The following is a 21,221-nucleotide window of genomic DNA, read 5'->3' on the forward strand; positions in this document are numbered from 1 at the left end:
GCGCGGCGCGGGGAATGTTCCGGAATCTTTTTCGGGAACGCCGCGCCCGCATCCGCATCGAATGACCGCCATCGCGCGGCGTATTCCCGCCGCGCCGACTGCAAAGGAGGCTTTCGATGATCGAACATTATAGCTCGCGCCGCGGATTGCTGCGCGCGACCGGCACTGTGGCCCTCTCCGCTGTCGCTATCGGGATATTGGGCGACGCGCCGGCGCTGGCCCGCGCGGCGGGAAAGGAACCGGGAGGCGCCGCCAATGCCGGCGACATCGACATATTGAACGTCGCGCTCGGGCTCGAACATGAAGCGATCGAGGCGTATCAGATCGGTGCCGAAAGCGGCCTGCTGCAAAAGCCCGTGCTCGACCTTGCGCTGGTCTTCCAGGGCCAGCACAAGGGGCACCGCGATGCGCTCGCCGGCGCGATTGGCCAACTCGGCGGCAAGCCGGTCCAGCCCAAGTCGCGCGCCGACTATATGACCAGCCTCAACATCGCCGCGATCAAGACCCAGGCCGATATCCTGCGCCTCGCGCAGGCACACGAACTGGGGGCGGCCAACGCCTATATCGGCGTCATGCCGTCGCTCGGCGGCAAGGACCTCGCGCAGGTCTGCGCGAAGATCGCCGCCGATGAGGCGGCGCATTGGTCGCTGCTGACCTCGGCGCTCGGCGAAGCGCTGCCCAAGCCCGCCTTCATGTTCGGTTGAGCCATGCGGTGGGCACTTGAAACGGCTGCGGCGGCCTGGCTGGCCGTTGCGGCCACCGCGATGGCGATGGCGCCGAGCGGGGATCCCGCGCGCGGTGGCAGACTCTATGCCGCCAATTGCGGAAGTTGCCACTCGCTCGACGCCAACCGCGTCGGCCCGGCGCATCGCGGCGTCTATGGGCGCAAGGCGGGAACCGCGCGCGGCTATACCTATTCGCCCGCGATGCGCGGCGCGCGGATCGTCTGGAACGAAGCGACGCTCGACCGCTTCCTCCAGAATCCGCAGGCGATGGTGCCGGGAACGCGGATGGGCTTTCGCCTGACCGACCCCGCCCGCCGCGCCGATGTGATCGCCTATTTGCGCCAGCAGAGTCGCTAGGCGCAGGCGGACAAGGGCCGGCCGTCGCCGCGCGGCAACGATTCGCGGGCGACATCGTGGCCGATCCGGGCGGCGAGCCTCGATCCACCCCCTGCATCGAGGTCTCGTCGCCGATCGCGCGCGCATAGCTATGGCGGTTGCGTCGGCCGATGCGATGCGACATGCCCTCCCGAACAAACGCAAGGGAGAGTCATGAGCGAAGCCATCGTCACGGTTGATATCGGCGGCACCCATGCGCGCTTCGCGATCGCCGAGGTCGAGGGCGGCCGCGTCGTCGCACTTGGGCCGGAAGCGACGCTGCATACGAAGGATCATGCGAGTTTCCAGACCGCATGGCAGGATTTCGAGCGGCAGCAGGGCCGTGCGTTGCCTCGCGCGGTCGCCATCGCGATCGCCGGGCCGACGCGCGGCGAGATCATCCGCTTTACCAACAATCCCTGGATTATCCGCCCGGCGCTGATCGGCGAGAAATTGAACGTCGATCGCTATGCGCTGGTCAATGATTTCGAGGCGGTAGGGCACGCCGTCGCGCAGGCTGGCGAAGCTTATTTCGAGCGGTTGACCGGCCCCGACGAGCCGCTGCCTGTCACGGGGACGATCAGCATCATCGGCCCCGGCACAGGCCTTGGTGTCGCGCATGTGTGGCGCGACGGCGCCGATTATCGTGTCCAGGCGACCGAGGGCGGCCATATCGACTTCGCGCCGCTCGACAGCATCGAGGATGCGATCCTCGCGCGGCTGCGGACGCGTCATCGCCGCGTGTCGGTCGAGCGCGTCGTTTCGGGGCCGGGCATCGTCGACATCTACGAGACGCTGGCGAGCATGGAGGGGCGCGCGATCACGCCGCTCGACGACCGCACCATCTGGACCCGCGCGATGCGCGGCGAGGATGCGCTCGCCGCCGCTGCCGCCGACCGCTTCTGCCTGTCGCTCGGCAGCGTCGCTGGCGATCTTGCTCTGGCGCAGGGGGCGAGCGGAGTCGTGATCGCGGGGGGATTAGGCCTTCGCATCCGCGACCAACTCGTCCGCTCGGGCTTCCCCGAACGTTTCGTCGCCAAGGGACGGTTCGAGAATTTCATGGCGGCACTGCCTGTCAAGCTGATCACGCATCCGCAGCCCGGCCTGTTCGGTGCCGCCGCTGCCTTCGCGCGCCGATACGCCTGAAATTCCGCTGGCGCCGCGCGCTGAAACGCGGCAGCAAGGGGCATGGCCGCACGCCCCGTCCTCGGCATCATCGCCTGCAACCGCACGGTCGGGAGCGAGGTCGCGCAGGTGGTGATCAACCGCTATGCGACCGCGGCGATGCGCCACGCCGATTGCGCCGCGCTGATCATCCCGTCGCTGCCCGACTATATGCAAGCGGGCGAGGTGGTCGGCCGCCTCGACGGGGTGCTGCTGACCGGCACGCCGTCGAATGTCGAGCCGGCGCGCTATGGCGATCCGGCGGCGGGGGAGGGGCCGTTCGACCCCGACCGCGACCGCATGATGCTGGACCTCGTCGAAGCGGCGATCGCGGCGCAGCGGCCGCTGTTCGGCATCTGTCGCGGCTTTCAGGAGATCAATGTCGCGCTGGGCGGGACGCTGCGGCGCGATACCTCGGCTGCCGGGGAATTGCTGCACCATCATGCGCCTGACGGCGTGGCGTTCGATGCGATGTTCGACCATCATCACAAGATCGATCTGGTCGAAGGCGGCTGGCTGGCGTCGGCGTATGACGCGCCGTCGCTCGACGTGAACTCGGTTCATTATCAGGGGATCGGCGACCTTGCCGACGGTTTGCAGGTCGAGGCGCGCGCGCCCGACGGGCTCGTCGAGGCCTATAGCGCGCGCCCGAACGGCGCGCCCCTGCTCGCGGTGCAATGGCATCCCGAATGGGCGACCGACGACAACGACCAGAGCCGGACCTATTTCCGCCTGCTCGGCCGGGCGCTCAGGGGGGCGTTATGAACCGCTGCGTTACCCGCTATAACCGCTATCTCGCACGGCTTGGGTTTTCGCCCTGAACCGGGACTCCCCTCCCTGAAAGGGAGGGGGCGTTCAGAGGCACGTGACTCTGAACGCGGGTGGGCGGCTCGCCGCAGGCGAGCGCTCTTCCCTGTAACGTCCTTACCCACCCCCCGACCCCTCCCTTTCAGGGAGGGGAGAGCAGGAAGAAGCTCATGCCCCGCAATTACGACATCGCCGAACTGCGCCGTCTCGACATCGCGCATCATCTGCCCGCGCAGGCCGACTGGGCCGAGATCGAAAGGCTCGGCGGAAGCCGCATCATCACCCATGCCGAGGGCGCTACCATCACCGACGGCGACGGCCACCGCATCCTCGACGGCATGGCGGGCCTCTGGTGCGTCAACATCGGCTATGGCCGCGAGGAACTGGTCGAGGCGGCGGCGGCGCAGATGCGCGAGCTGCCCTTCTACAACACCTTCTTCAAGACCGCGACGCCGCCGACGGTGACGCTCGCGGCGAAGATCGCCGAACTCACCGGCCAGCGCCTGCCGCACATCTTCTTCAACGCCTCGGGCAGCGAGGCGAACGACACCGTCTTCCGCATGGTGCGCCATTATTGGAAGCTGAGGGGCGAGCCGAAGCGCACCGTCTTCATCAGCCGCTGGAACGCCTATCACGGCTCGACCGTCGCGGGCGTCTCGCTCGGCGGGATGAAGGCGATGCACGCGCAGGGCGACCTGCCGATCCCCGGCGTCGAGCATGTCCGCCAGCCCTATTATTACGGCGAAGGGCAGGGGATGAGCGAGGAGGCGTTCTGCGACGCCTGCGTCCAGGCGATCGAGGACAAGATTCTCGAGGTCGGCCCCGAAAATTGCGCCGCCTTCATCGGCGAGCCGGTGCAGGGCGCGGGCGGCGTCATCATCCCGCCCAAGGGCTATTGGCCGAAGGTCGAGGCGGTGGTGCGCAAATACGGCCTGCTGCTCGTGTCCGACGAGGTGATCTGCGGTTTCGGGCGTACCGGCAAGATGTGGGGGCACGAGACGATGGGCTTCACGCCCGACCTGATGCCGATGGCGAAAGGGCTGTCGTCGGGTTATCTGCCGATTTCGGCGACCGCGGTCGCCGCCCATGTCGTCGACGTGCTCAAGACCGGCGGCGATTTCGTCCACGGCTATACCTATTCCGGGCACCCGGTCTGCGCCGCGGTCGCGCTCAAGAATATCGAGATCATCGAGCGCGAAGGGCTGGTCGAGCGCACCGGCAGCGTCACCGGCCCGCATCTCGCCAAGGCGCTCGCGACCCTGAACGATCACCCTCTGGTGGGCGAGACCCGCGCGATCGGCCTGCTCGGTGCGGTCGAGATCGTCGCCGACAAGGATATGCGCGCCCGCTTTGGCGGCGCCGAGGGAACGGCGGGACCGATGGCGCGCGACGCCTGCATCGCGAACGGATTGATGGTGCGCGGCATCCGCGACAGCCTCGTCATGTGCCCGCCGCTGATCATCACGACCGAACAGATCGACGCGATGGTGGCCATCATCCGCAAGTCGCTCGATGAGATCGAGCCGAGATTGCGGGCGCTCTGAACCTTTCATCCGTCATCCCGGCGAAGGCCGGGATCTCGCCGGTGCGTCGGGTGGCTAGGGTGAGACCCCGGCCTTCGTCGGGATGACGGAGAAGGGTAGACGACCTTCGACAAGCTCAGGGCGAACGGATAAGGGACAAGGCACAACACTTTAGAAGAAAGACCTAGCCCCCATGCCATCCGGCCTTTTTGCCCTGCTCGACGACGTCGCCACCATCGCCAAGGTCGCCGCCGCGAGCATCGACGATGTCGGCGCCGCGGCGTCGAAGGCCGGGGTGAAGGCGGCGGGGGTGGTGGTCGACGATACCGCGGTGACGCCGCGCTACGTCACCGGCTTCACCCCCGACCGCGAGTTGCCGATCATCTGGCGAATCACCAAAGGGTCGCTGTTCAACAAGCTGGTGCTGATCCTGCCGGCGCTGCTGCTGCTCTCGACGTTCCTGCCGTGGGCGATCACGCCGCTCCTGATGCTCGGCGGCGCCTATCTCTGCTTCGAGGGCGCCGAGAAGGTGCTGCACGCGCTGCGGGAGGACAAGACCAGCCTGGCGGAGGACGCCGAGATCGTCGCCGACAGGAATCATGAGGAGACCATGGTGAAGGGTGCCGTGCGCACCGACTTCATCCTCTCCTCCGAAATCATGGTCATCGCCCTCAATGAGGTGCTCGACCAGCATCTCGTCATGCGCGGCGCGACTCTCGCGGTCGTGGCAGTGCTGATCACCATCGCGGTCTACGGTGTCGTCGGGCTGATCGTGAAGATGGACGACATCGGTCTGCACATGGCGAAGGAAGGCAATGCCGCGCGCCGGGGGATCGGGCGTGGGCTCGTCGCCTTCATGCCGAAGCTGCTCGCCGCGCTCGCGACGATCGGCACCGCGGCGATGCTGTGGGTCGGCGGACAGATCGTGCTGCACGGGCTCGACGAATATCATATCGGCGGGCTGGGTCATGCGCTGCACGCCTTCGCACTGAAAGTTGGCGGCGGTCTGCCGCTGGCGGGCGTATGGGAATGGCTGATCGCCGCCGCGGGCGCGGGTGTGTTCGGGCTGATTCTGGGCGGACTGATCGCCGGCGTGCTGCATTTCCTGCCGGGCAAGAAGGCCCACTAACCTCGTCACCCCGGACTTGATCCGGGTCCGGCTGAGCGACGCCCGAAAAGCGGGACCCCGAATCAAGTCCGGGGTGACGGTGGCGGGTTGCGTCTTTGGGTAATCTATCCCAGCAACACGACCGGACTATCGGCGCGCCAGTGCATGCTCACCTTGTCGTCCCAGGTGAAATCCTCCTGGTCGTGGCGCGACAGGTTCGGGCGCGAGACACGGAGGCGCGCGCCGCTTTCGAGTTCGATCTCGAACAGCGTGATGTCGCCGAGGTAGCTCATCCCCTTGATCGTTCCGCGCGCGAAATTATGCCCGTCGGGCGCGTCCTGCGCGGCCGCTTTCACCGCCTTGCCCGCGCCGGGAACGTGAAGATAGATTTTCTCCGGCCGCAGCGCGACCCAGACGTCTGCGCCGTGCGGGCCGGTAACGCCGTGGTTCAGATAGACCTTGCCCAGCCCCGGACAGTCGACCGCCGCCTTGTCGGGTTCGTCCAACGTCAGCTTGCCCTCGAAGATGTTCACCGAGCCGACGAAATCGGCGACGAAGCGGTTGGCGGGATATTCGTAGAGGTCGGACGGGGTCGCGAGCTGCGATACCTCGCCCTTGTTGATCACCGCGATGCGGCACGCCATCGACAGCGCTTCGTCCTGGTCGTGGGTGACGGTGACGAAGGTGATCCCGACCTTTTCCTGCAATTCGGAAAGCTCGAACTGCATCTGCGCGCGCAGCTTGGCGTCGAGCGCCGACAGCGGCTCGTCGAGCAGCAGCACCTTGGGCCGCATGACGAGGCTGCGCGCGAGCGCGACGCGCTGGCGCTGACCGCCCGACATCTGGTCGGGCATCCGGCTCTCATACCCGCCGAGCTTGACCAGTTCGAGCGCTTCGGCGACGCGGTCGTGCACCTCGCTGCCGCGCACGCCCGCGATCTTCAGGCCATAAGCGACATTGTCGGCGACGCTCATATGCGGGAACACCGCATAGCTCTGGAACACCATGTTCACCGGCCGCTTGTTCGGCGGGATGCCCGCCATGTCCTGTCCGTCGATCAGGATGCGGCCCTCGGTCGGCAGCTCGAACCCCGCGATCATGCGCAGCAATGTCGTCTTGCCGCAGCCCGAAGGGCCGAGCAGCACGAAGAATTCGCCCGCCTGGATGTCGAGGCTGACATTGTCGACCGCGGTCACCTTGCCGAAGCGCTTGGAGATATTCTGGATCTGGATGATCGGTGGGGCGTCGGTCATGGTCTACCTATCTTCACCGTTCGCATCGAGCGAAGTCGAGATGCCCATCGGTGGTGCGCGCCTTATGGGTGTCTCGACTTCGCTTGACACGGAACGGGATGAAAAATTGCATCAATGCGTCTCCGCAATCGCCTTCACGCCCTGCAGCTTCAGCGCGATGGCGGTCAGGACGACGGTCAGGATGATGAGAATGGTCGAAGCCGCGTTGACCTCCGGCGTCACCGAAAAGCGGAGCATCGAATAGACTTTCACCGGAAAGGTGATCGTCTCCGGCCCGCTGGTGAAATAGGTGATCACGAAATCGTCGAGGCTGAGCGTGAAGGACAGCAGCGCGCCCGCGACGAGCGCTGGCTTCATGTGCGGGATCAGCACGTCGCGGAACATCTGCCATTCGCCCGCGCCGAGATCCTTCGCCGCTTCCTCCTGCTCGCGGTTGAAGCTCGCGAGGCGCGAGCGCACGACCATCGTCACGAAGGGGAAGCAGAAGGTGATGTGGGCGATGGTGATCGCGCCCAGGTTGAGCGGCCAGACGAGATCGGTCGGCCAGTGGAGCCCTTTGGCGAAGAACATCAGGAAGGCGACGCCCATGCAGATTTCGGGGACGATGATCGGCAGCGAGATCGTCCCGTCGATCGCACCCTTGAAAGGAAAGCGGAAACGCCACAGCATCACCGCCGCGACCGCGCCGAGGATCAGGCTGAAAATCGTCGCGAGCGCCGCGATGGTCAGCGAATTGACCAGCGCCTCGATCAGCGCGTCGTTGTTCAGCGCCTTGTCGTAATATTTGAGCGTGAAGCCGCGCCACACCACGTTGCGCTTGCTGTCGTTGAAGCTGAAGATCATCAGCACGATCAGCGGTGCATAGAGAAAGACCATTACTGCGCCGACCCACAGGCGCATCCACAGGGTGCGGCTATATTCGAGCGGGGCGATCGGGGTTCGGGAGAAGAGCGCCATCAATCGATCTCCGGCACTTTCCGGCGCATCGATTGCAGCGCGATCAGGATGAACATCGCATAGATGAGGATGAAGGAGAGCGCCGAGCCGAAGGGCCAGTCGTTCGCCTTCTTGAACTGGCGCTCGATCACGTTCGCGATCATCTGGCTGTCGGTGCCGCCCATCAGGTCGGGAGTGAGGTAGGCGCCGAGCGCGGGGATCAGCGTGATCATCACCCCCGCGACGATCCCCGGCGCGGCGAGCGGGACGACGATCTGCATGATCGTGCGGAAATGACCGGCGCCGAGATCGAGGCTCGCCTCGATCAGGCTGCGATCGAGCCGGTCGAGCGCCGCGTAGAGCGGCAGCACCATGAAGGGCAAATGGACATAGACGAGGCCGAAGACGACCGCGAAATTGTTGAAGAGAAGCTGCACCGGCTCCCACGTCGGCAGCGGCTGGAGCCCGACGAGCGTCTTCACCCAGCTCGCGCCGCCCCAAAGCGCCCCGAGCCCCTTGTTGGCATAGCCTTGCTGCCCGAGCAGGATCATCAGCGCATAGGTGCGCACGAGCAGATTGGTCCAGAAGGGCAGCATGATGCCGAGCAGCAGCCACGGCCGCCATTTCTCGCTCGCGAAGGTGATCGCCATCGCGACGGGAAAGCCGACGATCAGGCAGATCAGCGTGACGAGCGCGGCGACCGCGAAACTCTTGCCGAAGATACCAAGGTAGAGCCACTCGGTCGCGCGCTTGTAATTGTCGAGCGTGCCCGAGACGTGGATTTCGTTGAGCCCGGCATTCTCGCCGAAACTGTAGAACCAGACGATCGCCATCGGGACGACGAAGAAGACGAGCGTCCATAGCAGCGTCGGCAGCGACACCGCCGCGAAGACCCTCTTGTTGGCTTTCCAGTCCTGTTCGGCCATCCCCCCGATGCCCCTTTCAGGATGTTGCGATCAGGCCGCCCGTACCTTGGTGAAGGCTTCCTCGTAGAGCGGCTGCAGCTTTTCGTTGAACTTCGCATATTCGCACCGCGCGAGGACGTCGGCGGGCGGATAGATGACCGGGTTGTTCTTGTAACTGTCGGGCATCAGCGCCTTGGCCGCCGCGTTCGGAGTCGGAAAGAGGATCGTTTCGGTGATCTTCTTGTCGACCTCGGCATCGAGCATATAGTTGATGAAGGCGTGGGCGTTCTTCGGATGCGGCGCGCCCTTCGGGATCGCGAGCGTGTCCGAATTGAACTGGCTGCCTTCCTTCGGAACGATGAAATCGAGGTCGTCATCCTCGGTCATCACCTGCGCGATATCGCCATTATATTCGAGCACGACGTCGCAATCGCCCTTCATCAGCAGATCCTGCCCGTCGTCCTCGTGGAATTTCTTCACATAGGGCTTCTGCTTGATCATCATCGCCGAAATCATCTCGATATCGGCGGGAGTGAGGGCATTGACCGACTTACCGAGATATTTGCCATAGAGGCGGTACATGTCGCCCGCCTCGGACAGCCAGGCGATGCGGTCCTTATATTCGTCGCTATCGAACAGCACCTTCCAGCTATCCGGCTTCGCCTTCACCTTCGACTTGCGATAGCCGATGCCGAGCACCAGCCAGGTATAGGGCATCGAGAATTTGCGGCCCGGGTCGTAATCGACGTTCATGAAGCTCGGGTCGATATTCTTGATGTTCGGAATCTGCGCATGGTCGAGCGGTTGCAGCATGTCGGCGCGGATCATGCGCTCGACGAAATCGTTCGAGGGCACGATCACGTCATAGCCGGGATTGCCCGCCTTGAACTTCGCGAACAGGGTATCGTTGCTGTCGAACAGGTCCATCGTGACGTCTACGCCGGTCGCCGCCTTGAAATCGTCGAGCGTCGTCTCGCCGATATAGGTGTCCCAGTTGTAGAAGTTGAGCCGGGCCTCCTCGCCGTTCGCGAGCTTCTTGCCTTCGCCCTTGCCGCACGCCGCAAGGCCGCCGAAGCTGATCCCAACCGCCGCGACCCCCAGCGCCTGCAGCAATGAACGGCGACCGCGGCTTTGCCCCAACATGTCTTTCAGATCCATGGCCGGCCTCCCTGTTTCAATGGGGCAAGCTGACTCAATAATGGCGGGTTGGAAAGAGGCTATTTTGCGGCACTGCGCAAATTTTTGAAGAGATCAGGCGTTGCGAAGATACCAGTCGTAATCGAGTGTCGGAACGACGCTGAAATAATGGTCCTGCTCGACGCGCTTTACGATGCTGAACATGTCGACGAAGCGGTCGCCGAGATAGTCGCGCATCAACGCCGAGGCATGGAAGCGATCGACCGCGGCGAACCAGTTCGACGGGGGCTTCTCGCCGCCGCTGTTCTCCCGGTCATAGCCGTTGCCGACGACCGCCGTGCCGGGATCGGCCCTGTTCGTCATCCCGTGATGCATCCCCGCCAGCACCGCCGCGGCCGCGAGATAGGGGTTGGCGTCGGCGCCGCAGGCGCGATGCTCGACATGGCGGCTCGCGGGCGGCCCTGCCGGGATGCGGAAGGAGACGGTGCGGTTGTTGACGCCCCAGGTCGGTGCGACCGGGGCGTAGCTGTTCGCCTTGAAGCGGCGATAGCTGTTCGCGTGCGGCGCAAAGAGCGCGAAGCCGTCGCCGACGCTGGCGATCATCCCGCCGATCGCATGGCGCAGCGCGGGAGTGCCCTCGGGATCGTCACTCGCGAAGATGTTCGCGCCGCTCGCGTCATCGACCGAGACATGGATATGCATGCCGCTCCCCGCCTGTTCGGCGAAGGGTTTCGCCATGAAGGTCGCCTCGAGGCGGTGTTGCTGCGCGATCGCCTTGACCAGCCGCTTGTACATGATCGCATCGTCGCAGGCGCGCAGCGCATCGGGCTTGTGGCGCAGGGTCAACTCGAACTGGCCGGGCGCGAATTCGGAGATCGCGCTTTCGAGCGGCAGGCCCTGCCCATCGGCCGCGACATAAAGCGCGTCGAAGAAAGGCCGGAAATCGTCGAGTTCGCGCAGGCCATAGACCTCGACATTGCGCGGTGTATCGCGACTGTAGCCGGGGCGCGCGGGGCGGATCGACCCGTCGCGCGCGCGGCGCGGATCGACGAGGTAGAATTCGAGCTCGATTGCGAGCACCGGCGTCAGCCCGTCGGCAGTGAAGCGATCGAGCACGCGCCCGAGAACGTGGCGGGGGTCGAGGTCGTGCGGGGTGCCGTCGAGTTCGTAGAAGCTGGTCAGGAACTGCGCGGCATGGTCGCCGCCCCACGGCGTGCGGACGAGCGTGCCGGGAACCGGCTTCATCGAGCGGTCGGCATCGCCGTCCTCCCACACGAGGCCGGTCTCGATCGTATCCTGTCCGGTGATGTCGACGACGGTGATCGATCCGGGCATCATCCGGCCGCTGTCATAGACCGCAAGCACTTCGTGCCGGCGTAGCCGCTTGCCGCGCGGAACGCCGCCCATGTCGGTATAGATGAGCTCGATCGAATCCACGTCGGGATTGGCCGCGAAAAAGGCTTCGGCCTCCGACCTCGGGGCGATCACGCCCGATGACTTCGACATGGATTACGCTCCTTCACCCCAATCGGTCGCGCAGCGCATACCAGAGCAGGCCGAGCGTAGCGAGAGGGCGCCGGAGCCATTTGTCGCCGGGAAACGGCCGCGACGGCAGGCTCGCCAGCACATCGAACCTTTCGGCGGTACCGGCGAGCGCTTCGGCGATCAACTCGCCCGCGAGCGTCGTCACCAATGCGCCGTGCCCCGAAAAGCCGTGCGCGAAGAAGATATTCCCACGCCGCCCGATATGGGGCAGCCGGTTTCGTGTCACCGCGACCGCACCGCCCCAGCCGTAATCGATCGGTGCGTCGGCGATCTGCGGGAACACCTCGGCCATGAACGGCCGCACGAAGGCCGCGATATCGCGCGGCGGCGTCTGCGAATAGCGCTCGCCGCCGCCGAAGATCAGGCGCTTGTCGGCCGAGAGGCGGAAATAGTTGAGCACGAACCGGCTGTCGGCGACCGCGGCGTCGCTGGGCAGCAGGTCATCGGCATTCGCGAGCGGCGCGGTCGCGATATTATAGTTCATGATCGGCACGGTGTAGCGGCCGAGATCGGGTTCGAGGTTGCCGATCCAGCTATCGGTCGCGTCGATGAAATAACGCGCCTCGACCGATGCGTCGCGGGTGAGCAATTCGCCGGGGTTGAAATCGAGGAGGCCCGTGACGCGCTCTTTTTCGATGATGCGAACTCCGGCGGCTTCCGCGGCTTTCGCCAGTCCAAGCGCATAATTCAGCGGGTGGAAATGCCCGCCCTGCGGATCGTAGATGCCGCCATGATAGAGCGGGCTCGCGATATGGGCGCCCATATCGGCCTTCGCGACGATATCGCTTGCATAGCCGAAGCGAGCGGCGAGGTAATCGGCCTCGCGCTGCATTGCGCCCAAATCCTTCGGCGTCCACGCCGCCTCCAGATGGCCGGTTTTGAGATCGCACGCGATGCCGTGCCGGGCGATCCGCGCTTTCACCCGATTGTCGCGCCAGCAGAGGTCGAACAGCGCATCGGCGCGTTCGCGGCCGAACTCTTCTTCCAGTTCGGACGCCGTCCAGCGGAGGCCGGGAATCAATTGTCCGCCGTTGCGTCCCGAGGCGCCGAAGCCGATATGCTCGGCCTCGAACAGGATCACCGAAAAGCCGCGCTCGGCGCAAGCCAGCGCGGCGCTGAGACCCGTGAAGCCGCCGCCGATCACCGCGACGTCGCACGCCAGTTCACCATCGAAGGTGCGCGGCCGCCAATCATGCGCGGTCGCGGCGTAGTAGCTGTCAGCGAGCGGATCGGTCATCGGTGAGGAGACCTCTAAATTCCGTTCGCGTCGAGCGAAGTCGAGACGCCCATCATGCCTGCACGGCGTCTCGACTTCGCTCGACGCGAACGGGGAGGAAGGGTCCGGAAATCATCGCTTGGTCACACCCGCATCAGCAGATGTTCGCGCTCCCAGCTCGACACTACCGACTGATAGTTGAACAGCTCATAATCCTTCACCGCGAAGAAGATTTCGAAGAAATCGTCGCCGAGCAGGTTGCGGACCTTCTTGCACGAAGCAAAGCGGTCGAGCGCTGCTTCCAACGTGCGGGGCAGGGTGCGTGCGCGATTGTAGGCGCTGCCGGTGATCGGTTTCGGGGGCATCATGCGGTCGACCATCCCGATATAGCCGCAGACGAGCGAGGCTGCGATCGCCAGATAGGGATTGCTGTCGGCGCCGGGCAGGCGGTTCTCGACCCGACGGTTGTTGCGGTCCGACACCGGCACGCGGAACCCGCACGAGCGATTGTCGATGCCCCATTGCACGTTGATCGGCGCCGCGCTGTCGGGGCGCATCCGGCGAAAGCTGTTCACATTGGGCGCCCACATCGGCGAGATTTGCGGCATGAAGCGGATCAGCCCGGCGACGTAGGAGCGGAAGGCCGCGCTGTCGCGGCCGTTGGCGGTCGCGAACAGGTTGCGCCCGGTCTCTGCGTCGACGACCGACTGGTGGATATGCATCGCGCTGCCCGGCTGGCCCGCCATCGGGTTCGCCATGAAGGTCGCATAGACATTGTGTTGTTTAGCGACATTGCGGACGACGCGCTTGAACAGGAAGACCTCGTCGGCGAGGCGCAGCGGGTCGCCGTGGATGAAATTCACCTCGAGCTGCGCCGCGCCCATTTCGTGGATCATCGTGTCGATATCGAGCCCCATCAGCTCGCAATCGTCATAGATATGATCGATGATATCCTCATATTCGTTCATCGCTTCCAGCCCATAGGGCTGGCTCGCGGTCTCGCTACGGCCCGACTGGCCCACAGGAGGCGTCAGCGGAAAGTCGGGGTCGGCGTTCGGCGAGACGAGATAGAATTCGACTTCGGGCGCGATGATCGGCTTCCATCCCTTGTCGGCATAGAGCGCAAGCACCTTCTTCAGGATCGTCCGCGGCGCGATGTCGACCTCGGTCCCGTCTCCGTTATAGGCATCGGCGATTACGAAGGCGGTCGGCGAGGTGAAACCCGGCGCGACGCAGATGGTGTCCGGGTCGGCGAGCAATATCTTGTCGGGATCCTTGTCCCAGATATCGTCGATATCCTCCGGGTAATGGCCGTCGATGGTGCAGATGAAGACGCTGCCGGGAATGCGCAGCGACTTGTCCTTCACCGACGACAGAAACTTCTTGGCGGGCAGCACCTTGCCGCGCTGGACCCCGTTGATGTCGGGGACGATGCATTCGACTTCGTCGACCGCGTGCTCGCTGATCCATTGTTCCAGATTGACCGCCATGCGCCCCCGATTGGGCCGAGGAACTGGCCCGCTTGTGGAAGGCCAGCCTATCGCAACCCCGGACGAAGCGCCAGAGGGGCCGGTATCGGCCATTTTTCCGTGGATCTTTAGGGAGCGAATGTCTGGTTTCGACCGGAAGCGGACCTATCTTCTCCCCTCCCGCAGGCGGGAGGGGTCGGGGGTGGGCAGCGACGGTGCAAGGACCCACCCCGCTGCGACTAACGAACAAAGTTCGTAAGTCTCGCCGCCCCTCCCGCTTGCGGGAGGGGAAAGTAGCGCCATCCTTCAACGTCCGCTCCCCACCCCAAAGCCGCCATTCCGTCAGACGATTTTTCGCTGTCCTACTTTATTCGGGCGCGATAGCGTTACGCCATGTCGATGCCCGCGCATCCCGTCTCCTGCGACCGCGCCCTGCATGGCGTATTCATCGGCAGGGGCGAAACAAGAGGGGGACGTAGCGTGACTTTCGTGACCTTTGGAATAAAATTACACGGAACAGCGCGGGCGCGTCGGACGGTCATGGAGATGCGCAATGCAGGGTGACAACGACGTTCTGGCCTCCTTCTGGATGCCCTTCACCGCGAACCGGTCTTTCAAGGCGCATCCGCGCCAGCTCGTCGCGGCGAGCGCCATGCATTACCGATCGGGCGACGGGCGCGAGATTCTCGACGGCACCGCGGGCCTGTGGTGCAGCAACGCCGGCCATTGCCGGCCCGAGATCACGGAGGCGATCGCCAAGGCGGCGGCGACGCTCGATTTCGCGCCGACCTTCCAGCTTGGCCACCCGGCGCCATTCGAGCTGGCGCAGCGGCTTGGCGAGCTGATGCCCGCGGGGCTTGACCGGATCTTTTTCACGAACAGCGGGTCGGAATCGGTCGATACCGCGCTCAAGATCGCGCTCGCGGTGCAGCGCGCGAGGGGGCAGGGGACGCGCACCCGGCTGATCGGGCGCGAGCGCGGCTATCATGGCGTCGGGTTCGGCGGCATCAGCATCGGCGGCATCGTCAGCAATCGCCGGACCTGGCCGGGACTTCCCGGCACCGACCATCTCCGCCACACCCACGACTTGGCGCGCAATGCCTTCACGCGCGGCTTTCCGCAGCATGGCGCCGAGCTGGCCGACGACCTCCAGCGTCTCGTCGACCTGCACGGGGCGGAGACGATCGCGGCGGTGATTGTCGAGCCGATGGCGGGCTCGACCGGAGTGCTGTTGCCGCCCGCCGGCTATCTCCAGCGGCTCCGCAAGATTTGCGACCGCAACGGCATCCTGCTGATCTTCGACGAGGTGATCACCGCCTTCGGCCGCGTCGGCGCCGCGACCGCAGCCGAGGCGTGGGGGGTCACCCCCGACATCCTCACTATGGCGAAGGGCCTCACCAACGCCGCGGTGCCGATGGGTGCGGTCGCGGTGAAGCGCGAGCTGCACGACGCGGTGATCGACGGCGTGCCGGGCGGGATCGAGCTGTTCCACGGCTACACCTATTCGGGGCACCCGCTGGCGAGCGCCGCCGGGCTGGCGACGCTCGACCTCTATGCGCGCGAAAGCCTGTTCGACCGTACGAACGAACTCGCCGCTTATTGGGAAGAAGCCGCGTTCAGTCTGAAGGGCCGGCGCCATGTCATCGACATTCGCACCGTCGGGCTGGTCGCGGGCATCGAACTCGAACCGCGCCCCGGCGCGCCGACCGCGCGTGCGATGGAATTGTTCCATGCCTGCTTCGACAACGGCCTGCTTGTCCGCGCGACCGGCGACATCCTCGCGCTGTCGCCGCCGCTGATCGTCGAAAAGGTCCAGATCGACGAGATGTTCGGCAAGATTGGGGATCTGCTGAACGCGATCGACTGACGCTGCCGCAGATTTGCCACGCCTTGCAGAACGAACGGACCGCCTGTGCCGAAATGGGACGAGCGACCTATGGTCTATGAAAACCAAATGCGGTAAGGGGCTGCAACGCCGGAATCGGCGAATCTCCCCTTTAAACAGGTTTTTACAGTGTCCTTTGCTTTTCGTTACCTCGCCCCGGCGGTCGTCGCGGCGTCGCTGGCGGCTTTGCCCGTGCTGGCGCAGTCGGGTTCGTCGATCACCGGGATCGACGCGCTCAAGGAGTGGAATCTTGTCGTCCTCGGCAATCTCGAATCCTCGTCAGAGGTCGAGGGGCGGACCTTCGTCGGCGGCAATCTGACCGGCAATTCGTCGACCTATAATATCCGCGGCTGTACGCCGTCTGCCAATGGTCAGCCGGGGCTGACGGTCGTCGGCGACGTCATCGGCGGCCACAAGAATCTCAACAATGGTTCGGGCGCGGTGGTTGGGGGGAATGTCAGCAGCGGTTTCAACCTCAACGGTGCGCCCCAGACGGTGAAGGTCGGGGGGACGATCAGCAACACCAACGTCAACCAGAACACCGTCCTCTCGAACCTCGGCACCAGCGATCCCGCGTTCACGGTCAGGCTCCAGCAGCAGAAGAGCGACCTTGCGGACAGCATGGGCAGCCTGTCCTATGCGATGGGGACGCTGACCTCGAACAGCCAGCTCAGCATCCAGGGCAACCGCGGCATTTTCAATGCCCAGCCCGATGCGAAGGGGATGGCGGTGTTCAACATCAGCGCCGCCGACCTCGACAAGATCGGCGAGATCCAGTTCAACCTGAACGGAGCCGACACCGCGATCGTCAACGTCAGCGGCCGGGCGATCAACCTCAACGACAATTTCCTCGGCGGAACGAACAACCTCGGCGAGCATGTCATCTGGAATTTCCCCGACGCCGAGGAATTGAACGTCACCACCGCCTGGGGCGGCTCGGTGCTTGCGCCGCTCGCCGATGCAGAAACGCGCAATTACATCCAGGGCTCGGCGGTCTTCGGCAATCTCAAGCAGAATGGCGAGATGCACGTCGGCACGTATAACGGCACTTATTCGCCGCCGCCGCCGGGAGGCTCCTCTTCGGGTGGGTCGTCGTCGGGCGGCTCGAGCTCGGGCGGCGATCCGGTGCCGGTACCCGAACCCGGCATGGTCGGGCTGTTCGGCCTGAGCGTCGCGGGACTGATCTATCTGCGGCGGCGGCGCGCGAAGCGCGAGGATTAGGCGCCGTCCGCGAGCGGGAAGGCCACCGAAACCCGCGTGCCCTTGCCGAGCGCGCTTTCGATATCGAGCAGCCCCTGATGGCGCTCGCTGATATGCTTGACGATCGCGAGACCAAGGCCGGTGCCGCCGACCGAGCGGCTGCGTGCCTCGTCGACGCGGTAGAAGCGCTCGGTCAGGCGTGGGAGGTGATCGGGGGCGATGCCGTCGCCTTCGTCGCTGACCGACAGGCGGATGCGCTGTCCTTCGCGGGCCAGTTCGACCGTCACCGGCGTGCCGGCGCGGCCATATTTCATCGCGTTCGAGACGATGTTGTGCACGAGCTGGCCAAGCTGTGCCTCGTCGCCAAGCATCGGCTGCTTTTCCGTTCCGAACCGCGCGACGATATCCTTGGGGCGTGCGGCTTCGCTGTCCTGTAGCTGCGCGATCGTATTGCGCACGATCGCGGCGAGATCGACCGATGCCGTCGGGCGGCGAAAGCGGTCGGCCTCGACACGCGAAATGGACAGGAGGTCGATAACGAGTTGCTGCATGCGGCCCGCCTCGCGCTCGATGATCGAAAGGAAGCGGTGACGCATCGGGCCATCGGCCTCGCCGTCCATGTCCTGTAACGTCTCGACATAGCCGAGGATCGCCGCCAGCGGCGTCCTGAGCTCATGGCTGGCGTTGGCGACGAAGTCCGATCGCATGCGATCGGCAGCGTCGATCGCCGTGCGGTCGGACAGGAAGATGATCCGGTCGTCCCCCGACAGCGCGGCGACACGCATCGTCCAGCGCTGTCCCGGGCGCGGAAAGTCGACGAGATTCAGCGTTTCGAGCGGCGCCTCGCCGCCGATGCGCGCCAGCCATTCGGTCGCGGCAGGGTGGCGGATCGCGGTGCGGACGTCCGCACCGACGATGTGCCGACCAAGCAGGCGCACCGCGGCATCGTTGGCGATCGTCACGATAGTGCCGTCGACCCCGATCAGCGGCTCCTGCTCCTGATCGACCCAAAGCGCGAAATCGGGGTGACGCAGCAGGGAGAACAGGGGCGCTTCGACCGGGGACGGCGCCTGCGGCTCGGGAAGCTGAGCGGGGGGAGCGGTATAGACCGCGGCCGCGCCGACGATGCCCGCCAGCGCCAGAATCACGATCGTCAGCGCGTCGCCGCCGGCCAGCGCGGCAAAGATCGCCGCGACCGCAATCAGCGTCAGGGCGGCGACAAGGCTCGAAAGGCGATCGAACATCGCCTTTGCGCCTCGCATGAAGCGAGGGGCCGTGCAAGGATGTTCGCGGCCGTTAACCCTCGTTCGGGACATGTCCCATTGCGGGAAGCGCCGCGATGGGCGCGGTGTTTCGCTTTTCCTGTCCGCAGCATTGAGCTATGCGCTTCGCGATGGAAAACAGTGATATCCCGGCCGAAAATCCCATTCATGACGAAGAAGGCGTGCCGTCACGGCGCCGGATGCTGGCGCTCGGCGCGGTGGGCGTGTCGGCGGCACTGACGATCCGGCCCGCCTTTGCCCAGACCGCGGTATCGGTGATGAACTGCCAGATTCCGGTGCCGGGACCGACGGCCGCCGGTCAATATATCGACACGAGCGGCAAGCTGGTGCCACCGGGGACCAAGGGTGCTTTTCCGGGCTCGCCGCGTCCCTTTACGGGCGAAGAGGTTCGGCGCGCGTTCCGCGGCCAGACGCTGCCCGGCGCAACCTACAACCAGTCGCAGGCCTATCTCCAATATATCCGGCGCTTGCAGGCGGGGCAGAGCGGCTTTACCTGTTTCGCATCGATCCAGATGCCGCGCTGATCATCCCCGTCTCGGGCGATGAACGGCATCGCCAGACAAAGGGATATATGTGAAACTAGCTTCGCTCAAAGCCGGCCGCGACGGGCGGCTGGTCGTCGTGTCGGACGATCTCGCCTGGTACGCCGACGCTGGCCAGATCGCCCCGACGATGCAATATGCGCTCGACAACTGGGCCTATGCCTCGCCGCGCCTCGCCGCGCTGGCCGAAGACCTCAATCACGATGCGATCCCGAAGGAGCGGTTCCACGAGCGCGATGCCGCATCGCCGCTGCCGCGCGCCTATCAATGGGCCGACGGCAGCGCCTATGTGAACCATGTCGCGCTGGTGCGGCAGGCGCGCGGGGCGGAGATGCCGGACAGCTTCTGGCACGACCCGCTGATGTATCAGGGCGGCAGCGACGCCTTTCTGGCGCCGCGCGACCCGATCCCGCTCGGCGATCCGGCGTGGGGCTGCGACATGGAGGCAGAGGTCGTCGTCGTCACCGGCGACGTGCCGGCCGGGATCGATCCGGTCGCGGCGCGCGAGCATATCCTGCTCGTCGGCCTGACCAACGACGTGTCGCTGCGCGGGCTGATCCCGGCCGAACTCGCCAAAGGATTCGGTTTCTTCCAGTCGAAGCCGTCGTCGGCCATGTCGCCGGTGTTCGTCACGCCCGAAGCGCTGGGCGATCGCTGGCAGGGCGGCAAGCTGCACGGCGCGCTGTGTGTCGATCTCAACGGGCAGCCGCTCGGCCGCGCCGACGCGGGGGTCGACATGACCTTCGACTTCGGCCAGCTCATCGCGCACGCGGCGAAGACGCGTAACCTCGGCGCGGGGACGATCATCGGGTCGGGAACGGTGTCGAACCGCGACGCCGACGGCGGTCCCGGCAAGCCGATCGGCGAGGGCGGGCTCGGCTATTGCTGCCTCGCCGAAGTGCGGACGGTTGAGACCATCCGGCAGGGTGAACCGAAGACGCCCTTCATGCAAAAGGGCGACGTCGTGCGCATCTGGATGGACGATGAGCGCCATCACAGCATTTTCGGCGCGATCGAACAGCAGGTCGGCTGAGAAACAAAAAAGGGGCGGGATCGCTCCCGCCCCTTCAATTATCGCCAGGGATCCGGGTTTAACCGGCGCTTTTGCCGAACCCGCCGCCCGACATCGCGTCGCTCAGCGAACAGGCCGCCGGGCCGAGGATCACGATGAACAGCACCGGCAGAATGAACAGGATCAGCGGCACGGTCATGATCGCGGGCAGGCGCGCGGCCTTTTCCTCGGCGCGCATCATGCGTTCGTTGCGGAATTCGGCCGACAACACGCGCAGCGCGCTCGCCAGCGGCGTGCCGTATTTTTCGGTCTGGATCATGGTCGTAACCACGCCCTTCACCGATTCCAGATTGACGCGATAGGCGAGATTCTCGAACGCTTGCCGACGTTCGGTCAGAAAGCCGAGTTCGATCGACGTCAGCGCGAATTCTTCGCCGAGTTCGGGATAGGCGCGACCAAGCTCCTTCGCGACGCGCGAGAAGGCGGCGTCGACGGTCAGGCCGGCTTCGGCGCAGATGACGAGCAGATCGAGCGCGTCGGGCAGGCCCTTGCGGATCGCGTCGGTGCGCTTCTGGCGCTTGTTCTGCACGAACAGATCGGGCGCCTTGTAACCCAGGATCAGCGCGGCCATCGTAAAGCCGGAACGCTTGAACGGCGTCATGTCGGGCCACATGTCGACCCAATAGATCAGAAAGGCGGCAAGCCCGCCGAACAGGATCGGCAGCACGAGGCGGCCGAAGATGACGGTGACCGCCAGATCCTTCGACCGGATGCCGGCCTGCGCCAGCTTTTGCTGGACGTCCTGAATCTGCCCTTCCTGCAGCACCTGGAGCCGGCCGAGGAAGGTGCGCATCCTGTCGGCGGTCTGGTTCTTGCGGACCAGCTTCGCGCGGCGTTTTGCGGTCGAGGCGGTGATCCCGGCCTTGAGCTGTTCGCGGCGGTCGTTGAGCGCCTTGACGCGCTTTGCCATCGGGTTGCGGACGGTCAGCGCGCCATAGATGGCGAAGAGTACCGCGCCGACGCCGACCGCGGCCAGCATCGTCGCCGCCCAGACGACGTCGACGCCCATCAGCGTCGGACCGGGCTGTGCTCCGGTAAAGGCGGCAAGAAGGAAATTGCTGTTCATCTGCCGCCCT

19 protein-coding genes are annotated in these 21,221 nt (G+C 65.2%); 10 read left to right on the forward strand and 9 right to left on the reverse strand.

Going from position 1 to position 21,221, the window contains the following annotated elements:
• Positions 1 to 116 precede the first annotated feature (116 nt).
• The 6 genes from ACVENA_RS07290 (at position 117) to ACVENA_RS07315 (ending at position 5,723) form a co-directional block, all read left to right on the forward strand.
• The gene (locus tag ACVENA_RS07290) at positions 117 to 704 is read left to right on the forward strand and encodes a ferritin-like domain-containing protein (RefSeq protein WP_449328230.1); all 588 of its coding nucleotides are present in this window, start codon (positions 117 to 119) and stop codon (positions 702 to 704) included.
• Between the two features lie 3 nt (positions 705 to 707).
• Positions 708 to 1,082 (forward strand): c-type cytochrome, encoded by a 375-nt coding sequence (locus tag ACVENA_RS07295; protein WP_449328231.1) that lies wholly within the window; start codon positions 708 to 710, stop codon positions 1,080 to 1,082.
• A 192-nt stretch (positions 1,083 to 1,274) separates the two neighbouring features.
• Positions 1,275 to 2,246 (forward strand): glucokinase, encoded by a 972-nt coding sequence (locus ACVENA_RS07300; protein WP_449328232.1) that lies wholly within the window; start codon positions 1,275 to 1,277, stop codon positions 2,244 to 2,246.
• Positions 2,247 to 2,288: 42 nt separating this feature from the next.
• A complete protein-coding gene (locus ACVENA_RS07305; protein ID WP_449328233.1) occupies positions 2,289 to 3,029 on the forward strand; it encodes a gamma-glutamyl-gamma-aminobutyrate hydrolase family protein in 741 nt (246 codons plus the stop codon).
• Between the two features lie 212 nt (positions 3,030 to 3,241).
• Complete coding sequence (locus ACVENA_RS07310) at positions 3,242 to 4,615, forward strand: aspartate aminotransferase family protein (RefSeq protein WP_449328234.1); 1,374 nt, start codon at positions 3,242 to 3,244, stop codon at positions 4,613 to 4,615.
• Positions 4,616 to 4,787: 172 nt separating this feature from the next.
• Entirely contained in the window at positions 4,788 to 5,723 is a 936-nt protein-coding gene (locus ACVENA_RS07315) for a DUF808 domain-containing protein (protein WP_449328235.1), read from the forward strand.
• Between the two features lie 104 nt (positions 5,724 to 5,827).
• On the opposite strand, the gene ACVENA_RS07320 is transcribed toward ACVENA_RS07315, so the two are convergent.
• From ACVENA_RS07320 to ACVENA_RS07350, 7 genes are all read right to left on the reverse strand, one after another.
• A complete protein-coding gene (locus ACVENA_RS07320) occupies positions 5,828 to 6,955 on the reverse strand; it encodes an ABC transporter ATP-binding protein (protein WP_449328236.1) in 1,128 nt (375 codons plus the stop codon).
• Between the two features lie 111 nt (positions 6,956 to 7,066).
• Positions 7,067 to 7,912, reverse strand: a complete 846-nt coding sequence (locus ACVENA_RS07325; protein WP_449328237.1) for an ABC transporter permease — start codon at positions 7,910 to 7,912, stop codon at positions 7,067 to 7,069.
• Entirely contained in the window at positions 7,912 to 8,817 is a 906-nt protein-coding gene (locus ACVENA_RS07330) for an ABC transporter permease (RefSeq protein ID WP_449328238.1), read from the reverse strand. The genes ACVENA_RS07325 and ACVENA_RS07330 overlap by 1 nt, the downstream gene beginning before the upstream one ends.
• A gap of 30 nt (positions 8,818 to 8,847) precedes the next feature.
• Positions 8,848 to 9,954: an ABC transporter substrate-binding protein gene (locus tag ACVENA_RS07335; RefSeq protein ID WP_449328239.1), complete on the reverse strand. Its 1,107-nt coding sequence runs from the start codon at positions 9,952 to 9,954 to the stop codon at positions 8,848 to 8,850.
• 93 nt (positions 9,955 to 10,047) lie between these two features.
• Positions 10,048 to 11,439 carry a glutamine synthetase family protein gene (locus ACVENA_RS07340; protein ID WP_449328240.1) on the reverse strand — a complete coding sequence of 464 codons (1,392 nt, stop codon included), beginning with the start codon at positions 11,437 to 11,439 and terminating at the stop codon, positions 10,048 to 10,050.
• Positions 11,440 to 11,452: 13 nt separating this feature from the next.
• Positions 11,453 to 12,715, reverse strand: coding sequence for an NAD(P)/FAD-dependent oxidoreductase (locus tag ACVENA_RS07345; RefSeq protein ID WP_449328241.1), 1,263 nt, complete (start codon positions 12,713 to 12,715; stop codon positions 11,453 to 11,455).
• A 122-nt stretch (positions 12,716 to 12,837) separates the two neighbouring features.
• Positions 12,838 to 14,184, reverse strand: a complete 1,347-nt coding sequence (locus tag ACVENA_RS07350; RefSeq protein ID WP_449328242.1) for a glutamine synthetase family protein — start codon at positions 14,182 to 14,184, stop codon at positions 12,838 to 12,840.
• Positions 14,185 to 14,716: 532 nt separating this feature from the next.
• Here ACVENA_RS07350 and ACVENA_RS07355 point away from each other — a divergent pair.
• A complete protein-coding gene (locus ACVENA_RS07355; protein ID WP_449328243.1) occupies positions 14,717 to 16,030 on the forward strand; it encodes an aminotransferase class III-fold pyridoxal phosphate-dependent enzyme in 1,314 nt (437 codons plus the stop codon).
• Between the two features lie 147 nt (positions 16,031 to 16,177).
• The gene (locus tag ACVENA_RS07360; protein ID WP_449328244.1) at positions 16,178 to 17,269 is read left to right on the forward strand and encodes a choice-of-anchor A family protein; all 1,092 of its coding nucleotides are present in this window, start codon (positions 16,178 to 16,180) and stop codon (positions 17,267 to 17,269) included.
• On the opposite strand, the gene ACVENA_RS07365 is transcribed toward ACVENA_RS07360, so the two are convergent.
• Positions 17,266 to 18,492, reverse strand: a complete 1,227-nt coding sequence (locus tag ACVENA_RS07365; RefSeq protein ID WP_449328245.1) for an ATP-binding protein — start codon at positions 18,490 to 18,492, stop codon at positions 17,266 to 17,268. The two genes, ACVENA_RS07360 and ACVENA_RS07365, sit on opposite strands and share 4 nt — an antisense overlap.
• Before the next feature lie 149 nt (positions 18,493 to 18,641).
• Between ACVENA_RS07365 and ACVENA_RS07370 the strand changes: the two genes are divergently transcribed.
• Together ACVENA_RS07370 and ACVENA_RS07375 are read left to right on the forward strand one after the other, a co-directional pair.
• Entirely contained in the window at positions 18,642 to 19,055 is a 414-nt protein-coding gene (locus tag ACVENA_RS07370) for a hypothetical protein (RefSeq protein ID WP_449328246.1), read from the forward strand.
• A gap of 49 nt (positions 19,056 to 19,104) precedes the next feature.
• The gene (locus ACVENA_RS07375; protein ID WP_449328247.1) at positions 19,105 to 20,106 is read left to right on the forward strand and encodes a fumarylacetoacetate hydrolase family protein; all 1,002 of its coding nucleotides are present in this window, start codon (positions 19,105 to 19,107) and stop codon (positions 20,104 to 20,106) included.
• A 58-nt stretch (positions 20,107 to 20,164) separates the two neighbouring features.
• Here the strand turns inward: ACVENA_RS07375 and ACVENA_RS07380 are convergent, their stop codons facing one another.
• Positions 20,165 to 21,211, reverse strand: a complete 1,047-nt coding sequence (locus ACVENA_RS07380) for a type II secretion system F family protein (protein WP_449328248.1) — start codon at positions 21,209 to 21,211, stop codon at positions 20,165 to 20,167.
• Between the last annotated feature and the right edge of the window lie 10 nt (positions 21,212 to 21,221).

It is taken from the genome of Sphingopyxis sp. 550A, from assembly GCF_053569535.1.

Bases quoted from the DNA above. Each gene is read 5' to 3' on its own strand.
- ACVENA_RS07305 (WP_449328233.1), top strand. From the start codon at position 2,289: ATGGCCGCACGCCCCGTCCTCGGCATCATCGCCTGCAACCGCACGGTC.
- ACVENA_RS07345 (WP_449328241.1), bottom strand. From the start codon at position 12,715: ATGACCGATCCGCTCGCTGACAGCTACTACGCCGCGACCGCGCATGAT.
- ACVENA_RS07290 (WP_449328230.1), top strand. From the start codon at position 117: ATGATCGAACATTATAGCTCGCGCCGCGGATTGCTGCGCGCGACCGGC.
- ACVENA_RS07320 (WP_449328236.1), bottom strand. From the start codon at position 6,955: ATGACCGACGCCCCACCGATCATCCAGATCCAGAATATCTCCAAGCGC.
- ACVENA_RS07350 (WP_449328242.1), bottom strand. From the start codon at position 14,184: ATGGCGGTCAATCTGGAACAATGGATCAGCGAGCACGCGGTCGACGAA.
- ACVENA_RS07330 (WP_449328238.1), bottom strand. From the start codon at position 8,817: ATGGCCGAACAGGACTGGAAAGCCAACAAGAGGGTCTTCGCGGCGGTG.
- ACVENA_RS07365 (WP_449328245.1), bottom strand. From the start codon at position 18,492: ATGTTCGATCGCCTTTCGAGCCTTGTCGCCGCCCTGACGCTGATTGCG.
- ACVENA_RS07335 (WP_449328239.1), bottom strand. From the start codon at position 9,954: ATGGATCTGAAAGACATGTTGGGGCAAAGCCGCGGTCGCCGTTCATTG.
- ACVENA_RS07370 (WP_449328246.1), top strand. From the start codon at position 18,642: ATGGAAAACAGTGATATCCCGGCCGAAAATCCCATTCATGACGAAGAA.
- ACVENA_RS07325 (WP_449328237.1), bottom strand. From the start codon at position 7,912: ATGGCGCTCTTCTCCCGAACCCCGATCGCCCCGCTCGAATATAGCCGC.
- ACVENA_RS07295 (WP_449328231.1), top strand. From the start codon at position 708: ATGCGGTGGGCACTTGAAACGGCTGCGGCGGCCTGGCTGGCCGTTGCG.
- ACVENA_RS07340 (WP_449328240.1), bottom strand. From the start codon at position 11,439: ATGTCGAAGTCATCGGGCGTGATCGCCCCGAGGTCGGAGGCCGAAGCC.
- ACVENA_RS07300 (WP_449328232.1), top strand. From the start codon at position 1,275: ATGAGCGAAGCCATCGTCACGGTTGATATCGGCGGCACCCATGCGCGC.
- ACVENA_RS07380 (WP_449328248.1), bottom strand. From the start codon at position 21,211: ATGAACAGCAATTTCCTTCTTGCCGCCTTTACCGGAGCACAGCCCGGT.
- ACVENA_RS07315 (WP_449328235.1), top strand. From the start codon at position 4,788: ATGCCATCCGGCCTTTTTGCCCTGCTCGACGACGTCGCCACCATCGCC.
- ACVENA_RS07355 (WP_449328243.1), top strand. From the start codon at position 14,717: ATGCAGGGTGACAACGACGTTCTGGCCTCCTTCTGGATGCCCTTCACC.
- ACVENA_RS07310 (WP_449328234.1), top strand. From the start codon at position 3,242: ATGCCCCGCAATTACGACATCGCCGAACTGCGCCGTCTCGACATCGCG.